The following is a 14,962-nucleotide window of genomic DNA, read 5'->3' on the forward strand; positions in this document are numbered from 1 at the left end:
CTTTGATCGACACACCCACCCGGAGATACCCGATGAGCAATGACACACTCGACACCCTGTGGTACACGCGCTGCCCCGTCCCGACGGGCCTGGGCATCGCCTTGCAGCAGGGCTGGCTGGAAGAAGCCCTGCGTGCCGACGGCACCAGCTTGCGTTCGCTGCGCGAGTCCGAGCAGGAAGCCGTGCGCGAATCGCATTTCGACCATACCCTGCAAAATTCCGTGCGCCACGGCGGCAATATCCCGGCCCTGTGGGCCAGGGCGGCGGGACGCGCGACGCGCGTCATCGGCCTGTCGTGGTCGGACGAGACGCAGCTGATATTGACCCTGCCCGACAGCGGCATCAAAACCGTGCGCGACTTGAAGGGGCGGCGTTTCGGCCTGCCCCTGTGGGCGAAAGCGCAGATCGACTTTGCGCGCGCGCAAGCCTTGCGCGGGCTGGAAAACGCGCTGAGCCTCGAAGGGCTGGCTGTTGCCGACGTGGAACTGGTCGATTATGTGGTCAACACGGGCCAGAGCGAAGCGCCGCCCGAGCGGGGCGCGGCAACGAATCTGTTCAGCGGCGCGCGGCGCGGCGGGCAAAGCCCGGAACTGCTGGGGCTGCTGCGGGGCGAGGTGGACGCCATCTTCCTGAAAGGCGCCTCGGCCGCGCAGCTGGCGCAGCAGTTCGGCTTGCACACGGTTATCGATACGGGCAGCCATCCGGAACCCTTGATCCGCGCCAACAATGGCACGCCGCGCACCCTGAGCGTCGATGCGCACCTGCTCGACAACCATTTTCCTTCCGCCGTGACCCTGGTCGACCAGGTGCTGCGGGCAGAAGCGTGGGCGCGCGGCCATGCGGACGAGACGCGGCGTTTCCTCGCCCGCGAATCGAATGCCAGCGAGCATTGGGTGCAGGTGGCTTATGGCAAGGATGCGCATCTGCGCCTGGATACGGATCTGGCGGAAACGTCGATCGCGGGCTTGCAGGATTTCAGCGATTTCCTGTTCCGCTGGAACTTTTTGCCTAGCAAGGTCGATGTGCGCGCGTGGATCGACCCCCGTCCTTTCGAAGCGGCGCTGGCGCATACGCGCCGGGCCGCCTGAGCGGGACGCACGTCAACGGTGGCCATGTTCGATGAAGAGGAGAATGCGATGCGGCGACGCACGGTGATGGGAGGGCTGGCGCTGCTGCCCCTGGCGGGACAGGCAGTGTCGGCGGCGAAAGCGGCGGGGGCGCCGCCGGCGGCCCTGCGCATCGCCTCGACGGGCTTTGCGGAAAACGGCAAGGCGGAGCTGGGCGGCATCGCTTACCGGGTACAGCAGGAAGGCTGGCTGGCGCGCGAACTGAAGCAGCGGGGCGTGCGGCTGGAATGGCTGCCCGTCACCGGCGATACGGGCGCCACCATGAACGAAGCGTTCGCCAGCGGGCGCATCGACATGGCCGCGTATGGCGACTTGCCCTCCGTCATACTCAACGCGGGCGGCGTGCGCACGCAGGTGATCGTGCCGGCAGGGCGGGGCACGGACCAGTTCCTGCTGGTGCCCACCAGTTCGCGCGCCACGTCGCTGGCCGAACTGAAGGGCAAGCGCATCAGCGTGCACCGGGGGCGGCCGTGGGAACTGGGCCTGCGCCAGCTGATCGCCGACCAGCGCATGTCGCCCACGGATTTCCGCCTGATTAATATGGACCTCAAGCCGGGCACGGCCGCCCTGGCCACGGGCGCCGTCGATGCCTTGTTCATGATCAATGGCTACCCGCTGGAAGACAAGGGCATCGGCCGCATCATCTGGTCCAGCAAGGGTTTGCCAGAGAGGAAAATGCGCGCGGAGCTGTGGGCGCGGCGCGACTTTACGCAAGCCCACCCCGATATCGCCGAACTGGTGGCCACGGCCTGGCTGCGGGCCCAGCACTGGGCGGCGCTCGACGGCAACCGCGAAGCGGTCATCAAGGATGGCACGCGCAACGGCACGCCCGACAGCGTGGTGCGGCGCAGCTACGACGATCCTGGCTTGCAGTGGAAGGAGCGCTGGTCGCCGCTGTACGACGATGCCGTGTACCGCCATTACCGCCGGGTTCTGGCGTTTGCGCAGGAACAAAAGCTGATCCGCCAGCCATTGACGGCGGAAGAATTGCTGGAGCCGCGCTTCGTCGCGGCCGGCCTGAAAAAACTGGGCCTGGCCCATTACTGGGAGCCGGCCAAGGTGTAGTCCGGCTAGAGGGACGCGTGGATCAATGGGGCAGGCACACGCGTCCTGCCGGTTTAACCTCCGTATCGCCCGCATGCGCGCGCAGTTGCAGCAGCATCAGGGCCACGCCCAGCATCAGCGCGGCCGCGCAGAGTTTCTTGTGCATTGTCTTTCCCGTTTTCACTATCTTTTATGGAGGTTGGCAACAATATTATTGCCGAAATTCAGCGTGCGGACCGAGTAGTTGCTAAGCGTGCTCTACAATTATGCATCTTGCGCATCCGCGCCATCTGAATTCTATGCATAGTATGTGAAGGGAATGACAAGCCTGTGACTTCCAAGCCGATCAAGATCGCCGCCACCGTCGTCGTGGCCCTCGCCGCTGGTGCCGGCATTTACACGTTGACCCGTCCGGCCGCCACCGCCACGCCGGGCGCTCCCGCCGGTGCGCCCGGCAACTCGGCCGCCGCGCCGCAATCGTCCGCCGATACGGCAGCCATGGCGGCCCAGTTCCGCGACTTGCTGGCCAATTTCCGCAAGATTATCGTGCTGCTGGCCGACGAGCAAAGCTTGCCGGAAGGTGCGCGCGACGAGGCGAGAAAAGTGGGACAGGCGCTGTTCCATGAAAATCAGGAACGCATCGCCAAGCTCGATCTTGCGCTGGATCAATTGACGGCACCCACCAATCCGGGCCGCTTCGAGGCGCTCGACAGTTTATTGACGTATATCGAATCCGATCCCGGCCTGTACGATGCGGACCGCCTGGCTTTCCGCGAGCTGCTGCAAAGCATGCTGGCCGACGTCGCCAAGGATTCCTCCTTGCCAGCGATCAAGCTGCACAAGCGCATTTCCGAAGACCTCGACGCGCTGGGCGAGATCGAGCGCAATTACGAGAAGGAAATCCGGCAAATCTTCGGCAATCTGGGCCAGCGCGCCATCGAACTCAAGCGCGAACGGTGGGACGACTACGTGGCGCAGCTGAAAAAGCTCTACAGCCGAGAACAGATCCTCAAGGAGAACGGCATCGTCGTGCCGTATGCAACACCGCCGGCTGGCTCCGTGCCCGAAGCCAAGCCGGCGCCGAAGAAGGACGAGGCGGAAATTTTCGGCCTGGGCTTGCCGAAGAAGACCATCGTGCTGACCTTTGACGACGGCCCGCACCGCCGCTACACGGAAGAAATCAGCGCCATCCTGAAGCAGTATGGCGTGCCGGCCGTGTTCTTCAACGTGGGCCGCAACCTGGGCAGCCTGGACGCGGAAGGCCATGCCAAGCTGAACGCGGGCGCGGAAGTGAGCCGCAAGCTGATGAAAGAGGGTTATGCCGTGGGCAACCACAGTTTCAGCCACGCCCAGCTGTCGAAACAGACGGGCGAGAAGCTGAAAGGCGAAATCCTCGGCACCGATACCTTATTGAAGGCGATCAGCCCCGAGCGGGCTGCGCTGTTCCGCTTTCCTTACGGCGCGCGCAACAGCGAAGGCATGGCCGCGCTGGCCGACGCCCACCTGAAATCCGTGATGTGGAATATCGATTCGCTGGACTGGGCCGACCCCGTGCCCAGCTCGATCACGAACCGCGTGCTGGCGTCCGTCGACAAGGCGGGGCGCGGCATCGTCCTGTTCCACGACATCCACGAACGCACGGTGAAAGCCTTGCCGGCCGTGCTAGACAAGCTGATCGCCGAAGGCTATCAATTCGCGGGCTGGGATGGCACCAGCTTCCATGTGGCCAAAAGCACGGCGCCGGCGCCGGAAAAAGTGCCCGTGACCACGGGCTATGCCAATTCCTGGGCCGTGGTGATCGGCATCGACGATTACGCGAAATGGCCGAAATTGCAGTATGCGGTGCGCGATGCGCAAGGCATACGCGAAACCCTGATCGAGAAATTCGCGTTTGCGCCCGAGCGTGTCGTGACCCTGAAAAACGGCGAAGCGACGCGCAACAACATCCTGGCCGCCTTCCACGACAAGCTGGCCCATGGCGGCGTGCAAAAGAACGACCGCATCTTCGTCTTCTTCGCCGGCCACGGCGCCACGCGCAAGCTCAGTTCCGGACGCGACCTCGGCTACATCGTGCCCGTCGATTCCGACCCGGCGCAGTTCGCCACGGATGCGATCCCGATGACGGAAATCCAGAATATCGCGGAAAGCCTGACGGCCAAGCACGCGTTCTTCGTCATGGATGCCTGTTACAGCGGCCTGGGCCTGACGCGCGGCGCCGGGTCCAGCTCCTTCCTGCGCGACAACGCCAAGCGCATCGGCCGGCAAATGCTGACGGCCGGCGGTGGCGACCAGCTGGTGGCCGACGGCGGACCGAACGGTCATTCCGTGTTTACGTGGACCCTGCTGCAGGGCCTGGCGGGCAAGGGCGACCTCAACGGTGACGGCTTGATCACGGCGACGGAACTGGCGGCCTACGTGGCGCCGGCCGTCTCCAGCGTATCGAACCAGACGCCCGCGTTCGGCAGCCTGCCCGGCTCGGAAGGGGGCGATTTCGTCTTCGAATTGCCGGGCGAAACGGAATTCCTCAGCCCGAACACGGCGCAGCTGTCGACGGAAGCCATCGCCCTGAATAGCAAGCTCGACGCCAAGCCGCAGGCGGCCAGCGTGACGGTGAAGGACTTGCAGGGCGGCGAACAGAAGATCGTCACGCCGGGCGCCGTGCCCACTTCCACGCGCCAGCTCGCGCAGCGGGCCAACGATCGCGGCTTGCAGCTGTACAAGGAAAAGCAGTATGCGCAGGCGGAAGCGCAATTTACGGAAGCGCTGAAATTGCGTCCCGACTTCGCACTGGCGGCCAACAACCTGGGCTTTGTCTTCTACAAGCAGGAAAAATACCGCGAAGCGGCCCGCTGGTTTGAAAACACGGTGCGGATGGACCCGTCGCGCGCCATCGCCTACCTGAACCTGGGCGACGCCTATGCCAAGGCCGGCGATGCCGCCAAGGCGAAAGCCGCGTACAAGACTTATCTGGAACTGGCGCCGACGGCCGCCACGGCCCCGGCCGTGCGGCAAAAGATGGAGAAGCTGTAAGCGTGTCCGGCAGCCAGTCCATCGTCCACGTGTTTGCCTGCAGCGGGCGCTTCGCCAGCTGGGAAGCGCTGCAAGCCTTCCTGGCGCCCACGTACACGGCAGATGGCGACGCCGTGCCGTCGGCGTTCTTCCTGGAAACCGGGCTCACGCAGTACGAGCCGGCCTGCCTTGAAAGCGCGATGCTGGCGGCGCCCGCGCCGCTGGCGCAGCTGCTCGATGGCGTGTCGTATGGCGACAGCTGGCTGGCGCGGGCTGGCGCGGACGCCGATGCGCAGGGCGTGCTGGCCGACACCAGTGTCTGCGTGTTTGCGCCCAACCAGCTCGCCCATCCACAGCGCAGCTCGCTGCATTACGTGGGCAGCTATGCCTATGTCATTGCTTGACGCTTCAGCGTTCGCGCTTCTCATGCAATAGCTTGTTCACGCTGGCCAGCAGGCTGGTGCCCGAGGTGGTGATGAAGCGGGCGCCAGCCGCCTCCGCTTCCACGCCATAGCTGGCGACCGTATCCTTGCTGCAATACACGATGATGGGCAGGTCCGGCTGGACCTGGCCCACTTCGCGCACCGTGCGCACGCCCGCATCCTTGACGCGCCGGCCGTTTTCGGCCCGCGCCATGTCCGTGATGAATAGCGCATAGCGCTTCTGTTGCAGCATCGCCAGCGCCTGCCGCGTCGAGACGGCCTGGTCCACCTTGATGTTTTCCCGTTCCAGCTGTTCCACCAGCAGGGTGTTGTTGCGCGGGTGGTCGTCCAGCCACAGCACCAGGCTGGACGGTTTTTGCGCCGTCGGCATGCCCGCCAGGGCCGTGACGGCGGCGCCGCCATCGGGAGGGTGGGCCAGCAGCAGCTGTGTGACGGCTTCCTGCATGTCGTCCAGCGACTTTTGCTGCAAACGGCTCAGCTCGGTGACTTCGATTTCCTTGCCGCTTTCCAGGCGCACGGACTCGTTTTTCACGAGGCTGTCGGCGCGCTTGATCATGATGGACAGGTAGATGCGCGTGAGCAAATAGCCGATAAGGAAACCGTGCACGGAGAAAAACAGCATGATGCCGCCGACCACCGCCATGGCCGTGGCCGTGTCGACGGCCAGGCTGGGCGCGATGAAGGCGGCCATGCTGCGTGCGCTGGCGGGCAGGCTCTTGAGTTCGATCAAGCCCACGCCGACGATGATTTTCGTCAGCCAGTCCGACACTTCCACCAAGTTCGAATTGATTTCCATCGGCGTCGGCGTGCCGAGGAACAGGGTGTTGCTGGTGTTGCTGGCGGCCGCATCGCCCGCCGCGGCTGGCGGCTCGTCCGTGGGGCGGCTCTTGCCGCCAGCCCGCTCATCGGGTGTCGCCATGTTGACGGTGCCCGATGGCAGGGTGCGCGGAATGCCGAATAAAAAGCCCAGCAGCATGCCGCTGACGCAAAATCCCAGACTCCACAGCAACGCCGGCACGGCCTGGTAATGGGGCGGCAGCAGGGCGCCGGCCAGCACGGCCAGCAAGCCGGCCAGCAGGATGAACAGCAGGATGTAGGGCAGCACGTCGCGCTTGCGCACGCTGGCGGGCACGTTCCTGGCCGGCTTGCTGGCGTTATCGGTCTGGTCCACGGGCACTCCTTGCGAAGTCGGCCATATCGCCAGCGCTGAATCCAGACGGGCGATGGCCGCGTATATAAGCGGTAGGCCGGCCACGGCCGGCGGCCTGTACTGACATCATAAAAACTGGGGGCGCGATGGGATTGATAAAAAGCAAACGGATGGCAGCTTGTGCGCTGGCGCTGCTGTCGATGGCAAACAGGGTGGCGGCCGCAGCCCCGGCCCCGGCCGCCACAGCCGTTGACGAGGCGCGCACCGTGCGGGTGTCCGGCCATTACGACAACGCCGTCGGCACCTCGGATGCGGCCAGCCAGGGCGTCATCACCAGCGAACTGATCGTCAACCGGCCCGCCTTGCGCACGGGCGAGTTGCTGGAATTCGTGCCGGGGCTGATCGTCACCCAGCACAGCGGCGACGGCAAGGCCAACCAGTATTTCCTGCGCGGCTTCAATCTTGACCATGGCACGGATTTCGCCACCCATGTCGACGGCATGCCCGTCAACATGCGCACGCATGCGCATGGCCAGGGCTATTCCGACCTCAATTTCCTCATTCCCGAACTGGTGCAGCGCATCGACTACAAGAAGGGGCCGTATTTCGCCGGCGAAGGCGATTTTTCCTCGGCCGGTGCGGCGCGCATCCGCCTGGCGGATAAATTGCCGCAAGGCCAGGCCAGCGTCTCCGTGGGCCAGCATGGCTATGTGCGCGGCGTCGTTGCCGATTCGTTCGATGCGGGACCGGGCACCTTGCTGTACGGCATGGAGGTGAACCGCAACAACGGCCCCTGGGACGTGCCGGAAAACGTGCGCAAATACAGCGGCGTGCTGCGCTACAGCCAGGGCACGGCGGATGACGGCTACAGCGTGACGGCCATGGCCTACCGGAATAGCTGGAACGCCACCGACCAGGTGCCGCTGCGCGCCGTGGAAGCGGGCCAGATCGGCCGCTTCGGCTCGCTGGCGCCCAGCGACGGTGGCGACACGTCGCGCTACAGCCTGTCCTACGCCATGCGCCAGCGCACGCAAAACCGCCTGTTCGAACTCGATGCCTACCTGATCCGCTCGCAGCTGGAACTGAACAGCGATTTCACGTATTTCCTGGCCAAGCCGGAACAGGGCGACCAGTTCCAGCAAAGCGAGCGGCGCACGGTGGCGGGCGTGAACGCCAGCGAAAGCTGGAACACGCAGCTGGCAGGATTTCCTATGCGCAACAAGGTTGGCGTGCAGGGGCGTTTCGACCGCCTGTCGCCCGTGGGCCTGTACGACACGGTGGAGCGCATCCGGCAAAGCACGGTGCGCGAAGACCGCGTGCGCGAGGCCAGCCTTGGCCTGTACGGCGAAAACACGGTGCAATGGCTGCCGTGGCTGCGCTCGGTGGCGGGCTTGCGCTATGACGCCTACCGTTTCAAGGTCGATAGCAGCATCGACGGCAACAGCGGCACGGCGCGCGACCATGTGGTGTCGCCGAAACTGTCCTTGATATTCGGCCCGTGGAGCAAGACGGAGTTTTTCGTCAATTACGGCAAGGGCTTCCACAGCAACGATGCACGCGGCACGACGCAGACGCGCTTGCCGGACGGCGAGGCCGCCACGCCCGTCACGCCGCTGGTGCCGACCAAAGGCATGGAGCTGGGCGCGCGCACGGAGTGGTTGCCGGGCCTGCAAAGCTCGCTGGCGCTGTGGCGCCTCGACATCGATTCGGAACTGCTGTTCGTCGGCGACGCGGGCGCAACGGAAGCGAGCCGCGCCAGCCGCCGCCACGGCATCGAGTGGAACAACCATTACATTGCCGCGCCCTGGCTGCTGTTCGACCTCGACCTGGCCGTTTCCCGATCGCGCTACACGCAGAATGACCCGGCCGGCAAGCATATCCCCGGCGCCATCGGCAAGGTGGCCTCGTTCGGCATGACGGTGACGGACCAGGGCCCGTGGTCGGGCGCCTTCCAGCTGCGCTACTTCGGCCCCCGTCCCTTGATCGAGGACAATAGCGTGCGCTCCGCCTCGACGACACTGGCGTATGCGCGCCTGGCCTACCAGCTCAACCGCAGGACGCGGCTGTCGCTCGACGTCTTCAACCTGTTCGACAAGCGCGCCAGCGACATCGATTACTACTACGCGTCGCGCCTGCCCGGCGAGGCGCAAGATGGGGTGAACGACCGGCATTTCCATCCGGTGGAACCGCGTTCTGCGCGCCTGACCTTGTCATATGTGTTTTAACCGGCGTAGACTGCGGCCATGGCGCCCGCTGTGGGCGCCTGCATTGACCCATAATAACAAGATTGAATGACCGATAATTTAGTACACACCAGCAAATTCCTTTCCCTTATCCTGCGCCACGCGCCTGAAAAAATCGGCCTCGCGCTCGATGCCCAGGGCTGGGCCGACATCGGCCAGCTGCTGGCGCAGGCGGCCCGGCATGGCCGCCGCCTTTCCCGTGACCAATTGGATGACGTGGTGGCGCGCGACAGCAAGACGCGCTACGCCATCAGTGCCGATGGCTTGCGCATCCGCGCCAACCAGGGGCACTCCTTGGCCGCCGTCGATATCGGCTTGCCGCCGGCCGCGCCGCCCGCCATGCTGTACCACGGCACGGCCAGCCGCTTTGTCGAGGCAATACGCGCGGCCGGCCTGCTGGCCGGGTCGCGCAACCATGTGCACCTGTCTGCCCACCGCGAAACGGCCGTGGCCGTGGGCGCGCGCCATGGCAAGCCCGTCGTGCTGACGGTGGACGCAGCCGCCATGCAGGCCCGGGGCCACGTGTTTTATGTGTCGGCCAATGGCGTGTGGCTGACGGACGCCGTGCCGGCGGCGTTCATCGGTTTCACCTGAACCGGGGCAGGTTTGCCCTGGCCTGGCCCTGGCGCTTGCGGCGCCAGATCAGCACGCCCGTGATGCTGAGGGTCGCCACCAGCACGCCCATGGCGCAGATGAACAGCTTGAAGGGCCAGCCCCACATCGAGGCCATGTGCAGGGCGCTGATCCAGCTGCGGATGGTGTCGCCGCTGGCCGCGCCCGTGGGCAGCCAGGTGGCCAGCTGTTTGCCGCTGGCCGCATCGAAAAAGACGGTGGTGAGGCCCTTGTGGGCGCGCACGTCGCGGCTGCTGCGCACGTGGTAGCTGTACACGCCCAGTGCGCGCTCGTACGCCAGCGCGTTTTCCTCGATGATGCTAAATGCGTGCCGGCGCGCCAGCTCGTTCATCAGCTGGCGGCCCTGCGCGCGCGCCGCCGGCCAGTCCAGGTGCGGCGCGGGCGAAGGCGTGTGCCGCGCCACCACTTCCTCGGCGCCCTGGTGCGGGAACAGCGGCTGCATCACGGCCGCATATACGCCGTACAGGTTGAAGGCGACGCCGCTCCAGGCAAACACCAGCAGCATGGCCCACAGCCACAGGCCGCCCGCGCGGTGCAGGTCGAACACCAGTTTATAGCTGCCGCCATGGCGGCGCAGCAGCCATGAAGGACGCCAGCGCAGCAGCCAGGCTTTCGTGTCCGGCCCCCGTCTTTTCAGGCGCGCGGGGAAGGTCAGGGCGGCGCCGATGAAGCAGTCGACCGTCCATAGCACGGCGATCAGGCCAAACACCAGCAAGCCCGTGTCGCCCAGCGCCAGCGCGTAGTGCAGGCGCTCGATGAAGGGCAGCAGGTTGATGGCGCCCTGGCCGATGTCGCCCCACCGGCGCTGGCCCAGCACGGCGCCGGTGTACGGATCGACGAATACTTCGCCGTTGGCCAGCGGCGTCTGGCCCGCCGGGCGCAGGTAGAACTGCATGCTGTGGCCGGGCGGCGCCGACAGCGGCGCGTAGCTCACCTGCGCCTGCGGGAAACGCGCGGCCACCCGTTCGCGCAGCAGCAGGGCGTCGAGCGGCAGCGCGCCAGGCGCGGGCGGCGCCACGCGGAACACGGCGGGCAGCATCGCCGCCTCCAGTGCATCCTTCCACGCCAGCGCGCTGCCCGTGACGCCGGCCACGATCAGGAAGCCGGCCATCAGCAGGCCGGCGTAGCGGTGCATGGCCGCCAGTGCGGGCCGCATCTGCAGCGATGGCATCAGAAGCGGTACATGGCGCTGACGTTGGCCGTGCGTTCGGCGCTGCGGTAGCACAGGTTCGGCAGGTAGCCGCAGTCATACAGCGCCTGCTTGTTGAACAGGTTGTTGACGTTGAGGGAAAACTGCCAAGGTCCGCGCGACATGCCCAGCGCCGCATCCCACTGCGTGATGCCGCCGTTGCGGAGATTCAGGTTGTCGCCGTCCGAATTGGAGCGCATGGCGCCGAGGAAGCGCATGCCCAGCGCCGCATGCGCGGGCAGGGTCCCGGCCACGTTGAACGACTGGCGCGCCCAGGCCGAGGCGCTATGGCGTGGCGCACCCGGCTGTTGCAGGCCCAGGTCGCCGTTATTGCTCTTCGTCACTTCCGTATCGAGGTAGGTGTACTGGGCGATCAGGCTCAAACGGCTGGCGAGCTCCGTGCGCGCTTCCAGTTCCACGCCGCGCGCCTTGACTTGCCCCGTCTGCAGCAAGTGGCCAGGATTGGCGATGTCGGACGTCGAGACATTGTCGCGCACCAGGTCGAACACGGCGGCCGTATAGCTGGCGCGCCGGCCCACGGGTTCGTAGCGCACGCCCGCTTCCAGCTGCTTGCCGCGCGACGGCTTTAACGCGCCGCCGCCCGCCATCGTGCCCAGTTCGGGCGAAAACGAGGTGGCGTAGCTGACATACGGCGCCCAGCCGCCATCGAACAGGTAGACGGCGCCCAGGCGGCCCGTGGTGGCCGAAGGCGACTGGTGGTAATCGGGTTTGACGGCGCCGCTGGCCAGGTCGATGACGTCGCGCGATTGCGTGGCCTTGTCGCGGCGCAGGCCTGCCGTCACGACCCAGCGCTCCCATTTCAATTGCTCCTGCGCGTACAGGCCCAGCTGGCGCGACGGGGCGTCGGCGCGCGTGGGCGCCTTGGCCGGCACCAGCGGCTGCTTGCCATACACGGGATGGTACAGGTCGAGCGGTTCGACGAAACCCTTCTGGTAGCGGTAGTCGTCCGTGTTGCGGATGTTCGCGTAGTCGACGCCCAGCAGCACCTGGTGCGTCAGGCCGCCCGTGGCAAACCGCGCCTGCAGCTGCGTGTCGGCGAACATGCTGCGCGATTCCGTGTCGACGGGCCAGAAATAGCGCTCCACCGTGCCGTCGTCGTTCAGGCCGCCGGGGAACATGTCCGTGCGGTCGTTGTTCAGGCGCGTGTAGCGCAGATTCTGGCGCAGCGACCAGGTATCGTTCCATGTGTGCTCGAACTCGTAGCCCAGCATGGTGTTGCGGCGCTTGAAGCGGTTGTCGTCGCTCATCAGGTTGACGCGGGGATCGACCTGGCCGCGCGGGCCCGGCACCAGCAGCTGGTTGGGAAACGCGTACTGCTGGTTGTCCTGCTCGTAGCGCGCCAGCAGGGTCAAACGCGTATCCGGCCCCGCTTGCCACGTCAGCGAAGGGGCGACATACAGGCGGTTGTCGCGGTCGCGCTCCAGCCGCGTGTGCGCTTCGCGGCCCAGCATGACGACGCGCCAGGTCCACGCGCCTTGCGCGTCGAGCGCGCCGCCCACGTCGGCCTTCAGCTGGCGACGCTGGTAGCTGCCGTATTCCACGCCCACTTCGCGCACGGCGTCCACGCTGGGGCGCTTGCTGACGGCGTTGACCATGCCGCCGGGCGGAATCTGCCCGTACAGCACGGAAGCGGGGCCGCGCAGCACTTCCAGGCGCTCCAGGCCATACGGCTCGATGGAGGCGCCAAAGGTGCGGCCCGAATTGCGCAAGCCGTCCTGCAAAATGCCCGTCGTTTCGATGGTGAAGCCGCGCAGCAGCGAGGAATCGTCGCTGCCCAGCGGGCGCTGGTTCGGCGTCACGCCGGCCGTGTAGCGCAGGGTTTCATCGAGCGATTCGGCGTTGCGGTCGCTGATTTCGTCGGCCGTGACGACGGACATGGATTGCGGATTTTCATTCAAGGCCGTATCCGTCTTGGTGGCCGAGGCGGCGCGCCGCGCCACATAGCCGCGCACGGGACCGGTGGCCGTTTCGCGCTCGCTGCTGGCATTGATGGTGATGGCGGGCAGGGTGGCGCTGGCTTGTGCCTGCGCGCCTGCCTGCGCTTGCGTCACTGCGGCTCCGGCCCGTAGCGCATATGCGCCGTCGGCGCCCGCCACGAGGCGCAGGCCCTGGCCGCGCAGCAGTTCCTCGAAGCCCTGGCGCACCGTGTAGCTGCCCGTCAGCCCGCCGCTGCGCTTGCCCTGCAGGAGCGCCGCGTCGGCCGACAGTTCCACGCCGGCCGCGCTGGCGAACGTGGTCAGCGCGCGCTCGAGGGAGCCGGCGGGAATCGCGTACTGGCGCTGCGCCTGCGTGTTGTCCGCCGTCTGAGCCTGGGCGGCAGGCGCGGTGACGGCCAGGGCGCCCACGGCGGCACCTGCCAGGAACAGGGCCTGGATGGCGGCGGCGATGGGAAACGGGCGCAGGTGGCGGGAGGGCGCGGTCGAGCGATGAGGCATGGTGCAGATCCTTGGAAAGTGGAAGGAAAAAAATGGTTCTTCCCGTATTCCGTACGAGCCGCCAAAACCCTCAACGTTTTCTGCACTTATTCTGACTTTATTTTTCAAGCGGCGAAACGGGGGGCCACGCTGACCCAGTAACGCGTGCGGTAGACCAGCTGCACGGGCAGGCTCAGGGCCAGGTTGGCCAGCGAGCGGTCCGTGTCGCGCAGCGAGTACACGCCCGTCACGCGCAGCCCGGCGATGCGCGCGTCGCAGCGCAGCACGCCGTGGCGGTAGCGTCCCAGTTCGGCCAGCAGTTCGCCCAGGGGCATGCGCTCGGCCACCAGGCTGCCGTGCGCCCAGGCGGCGGCGCTGTCCTCGACGCTGCCGATGTCCTGCACGGCCAGGCGCGAGTAGCCGGCGCGCTGGCCCGCCCGCAGGCGCACGGATTCGGCGCCGTCCTGCGCCGGCTGCAGCGCCACGGCGCCCTGGAAGACGGCCACCGTGCTGGCGCCGCCATCGAGGCGCACGGAGAAGCGCGTGCCCAGCGCCGTCGCCGTGCCCTGCGGCGTTGCGACCAGCAGCGGGCGGTAGACAGGCGCCGTTTCGTGGGCGCTGCTGACGAGGATGGCGCCGGCGCGCAGCACGATGCGCCGTTCGCCGGCGCTGTATGCGACGTCGATGGCGCTGGCCGTGTCGAGCACCAGCTGCGTGCCGTCGGCCAGCACGATGGCGCGCGTCTCGCCCACAGCCGTGCGGTAGTCGCTGGCCGCGCGCCGCCACAGGTCCGATTCGTGCGCCAGCAGCGCCGTGCCGCCGCCGGCCGCGATCAGGCCCAATAGCTGCAAGGTGCGCCGGCGGCCGGTGGCCTGGCGCTGGGGCGGCGCCAGCGCGCCGCGCGCCACCTCGCGCGGCAGGGCGTCGAATTGCCGGGCAAAGAGCTGCAGCCGGGTCCAGGCCCGCTCGTGCTCAGGATGGGCGGCGCGCCAGGCGGCGCAGGCGTCGGCATCGGCCGCGCTGGCGTCTTCCGCCCACAGCCGCGCCATCCATTCGGCGGCGCGCTGCAGCACGGCCGGGGCAATCGGTGGACTGTCCAAGGGGTGGCTCATGCGAATTGCGCCGCGCAGCAGGCCAGCAGGGCGCGGGCGATGTATTTTTCCACCGACGAGACGGACACGTCCAGGCGCGCGGCGATGTCGGCATAGGCCAGGCCTTCGAGCTTGCACAGCAAAAAGGCGTCGCGCACCTTCTGCGGCAGGCTGGCCAGGATGGCGTCGATTTCCATCAGCGCCTCGACGATCAGTGCGCGCGTTTCCGGCGTCGGCGCGGCCGCTTCCGGCTGCGCGGCGATGGCGTCCGCGTAGGCCGCCTCGATATGCCGGCGGCGGAACAGGTCGACCACGAGGCCGTTGGCAATCTGCGCCAGGTGCTGGCGCGATTCCACGGGCGCCGGTGCGCGGCCGCGCGCGAGAATGCGCAAATACGTGTCGTGCGCCAGGTCGGCCGCATCGAAGGCGTTGCCCAGCTTGCGGCGCAGCCAGCCCTGCAGCCAGCCATGGTGGTCGCTGTAGAGCACTTCGATTTGCCGGTGCAGTTCCAGTTCGGGACGTAGCATGCAACCTTTCCATGCCATGCTCCGCTGGACGGTCAGGCCTTGATGCGATTGAGAATTGTTCGTATTGTAGC

General features: G+C 66.7%; 12 protein-coding genes. 6 read left to right on the plus strand and 6 right to left on the minus strand.

Annotation, left to right across the window (positions count from 1 at the left end; genetic code table 11):
- Positions 1-32 precede the first annotated feature (32 nt).
- Both O0880_RS11300 and O0880_RS11305 read left to right on the plus strand, forming a co-directional pair.
- Positions 33-1,088, plus strand: coding sequence for an ABC transporter substrate-binding protein (locus O0880_RS11300; RefSeq protein ID WP_289886515.1), 1,056 nt, complete (start codon positions 33-35; stop codon positions 1,086-1,088).
- Positions 1,089-1,136: 48 nt separating this feature from the next.
- Entirely contained in the window at positions 1,137-2,192 is a 1,056-nt protein-coding gene (locus O0880_RS11305) for an ABC transporter substrate-binding protein (RefSeq protein WP_289886516.1), read from the plus strand.
- A gap of 22 nt (positions 2,193-2,214) precedes the next feature.
- Here the strand turns inward: O0880_RS11305 and O0880_RS11310 are convergent, their stop codons facing one another.
- Positions 2,215-2,337 carry a hypothetical protein gene (locus tag O0880_RS11310; protein ID WP_257786883.1) on the minus strand — a complete coding sequence of 41 codons (123 nt, stop codon included), beginning with the start codon at positions 2,335-2,337 and terminating at the stop codon, positions 2,215-2,217.
- A gap of 164 nt (positions 2,338-2,501) precedes the next feature.
- Here O0880_RS11310 and O0880_RS11315 point away from each other — a divergent pair, with 164 nt between their 5' ends.
- The gene (locus O0880_RS11315) at positions 2,502-5,201 is read left to right on the plus strand and encodes a polysaccharide deacetylase family protein (RefSeq protein ID WP_289886517.1); all 2,700 of its coding nucleotides are present in this window, start codon (positions 2,502-2,504) and stop codon (positions 5,199-5,201) included.
- Positions 5,202-5,203: 2 nt separating this feature from the next.
- Positions 5,204-5,584 (plus strand): immunity 22 family protein, encoded by a 381-nt coding sequence (locus tag O0880_RS11320; protein WP_289886518.1) that lies wholly within the window; start codon positions 5,204-5,206, stop codon positions 5,582-5,584.
- A gap of 4 nt (positions 5,585-5,588) precedes the next feature.
- On the opposite strand, the gene O0880_RS11325 is transcribed toward O0880_RS11320, so the two are convergent.
- The gene (locus O0880_RS11325; RefSeq protein ID WP_289886519.1) at positions 5,589-6,794 is read right to left on the minus strand and encodes a response regulator; all 1,206 of its coding nucleotides are present in this window, start codon (positions 6,792-6,794) and stop codon (positions 5,589-5,591) included.
- Positions 6,795-6,943: 149 nt separating this feature from the next.
- On the opposite strand from O0880_RS11325, the gene O0880_RS11330 reads away from it, so the two are divergent.
- Together O0880_RS11330 and O0880_RS11335 are read left to right on the plus strand one after the other, a co-directional pair.
- Positions 6,944-8,998: a TonB-dependent receptor gene (locus O0880_RS11330; RefSeq protein ID WP_289886520.1), complete on the plus strand. Its 2,055-nt coding sequence runs from the start codon at positions 6,944-6,946 to the stop codon at positions 8,996-8,998.
- 66 nt (positions 8,999-9,064) lie between these two features.
- Entirely contained in the window at positions 9,065-9,610 is a 546-nt protein-coding gene (locus O0880_RS11335) for an RNA 2'-phosphotransferase (RefSeq protein ID WP_289886521.1), read from the plus strand.
- Here O0880_RS11335 and O0880_RS11340 read toward each other — a convergent pair.
- The 4 genes from O0880_RS11340 to O0880_RS11355 all read right to left on the minus strand — a co-directional run bounded on the left by O0880_RS11340 (position 9,603) and on the right by O0880_RS11355 (position 14,891).
- Entirely contained in the window at positions 9,603-10,820 is a 1,218-nt protein-coding gene (locus O0880_RS11340) for a PepSY-associated TM helix domain-containing protein (RefSeq protein WP_289886522.1), read from the minus strand. The two genes, O0880_RS11335 and O0880_RS11340, sit on opposite strands and share 8 nt — an antisense overlap.
- Positions 10,820-13,294: a TonB-dependent siderophore receptor gene (locus O0880_RS11345; protein ID WP_289886523.1), complete on the minus strand. Its 2,475-nt coding sequence runs from the start codon at positions 13,292-13,294 to the stop codon at positions 10,820-10,822. Before O0880_RS11345 ends, O0880_RS11340 begins: the two co-directional genes overlap by 1 nt.
- 104 nt (positions 13,295-13,398) lie before the next feature.
- On the minus strand, positions 13,399-14,385 hold the full coding sequence (locus O0880_RS11350) for a FecR domain-containing protein (RefSeq protein WP_289886524.1): 987 nt from the start codon (positions 14,383-14,385) through the stop codon (positions 13,399-13,401).
- Entirely contained in the window at positions 14,382-14,891 is a 510-nt protein-coding gene (locus O0880_RS11355; RefSeq protein ID WP_289886525.1) for a sigma-70 family RNA polymerase sigma factor, read from the minus strand. The genes O0880_RS11350 and O0880_RS11355 overlap by 4 nt, the downstream gene beginning before the upstream one ends.
- Between the last annotated feature and the right edge of the window lie 71 nt (positions 14,892-14,962).

Origin of the sequence: Janthinobacterium sp. SUN118, assembly GCF_030397695.1 — a bacterium.
In the GTDB taxonomy this organism is placed as follows: domain Bacteria; phylum Pseudomonadota; class Gammaproteobacteria; order Burkholderiales; family Burkholderiaceae_D; genus Janthinobacterium.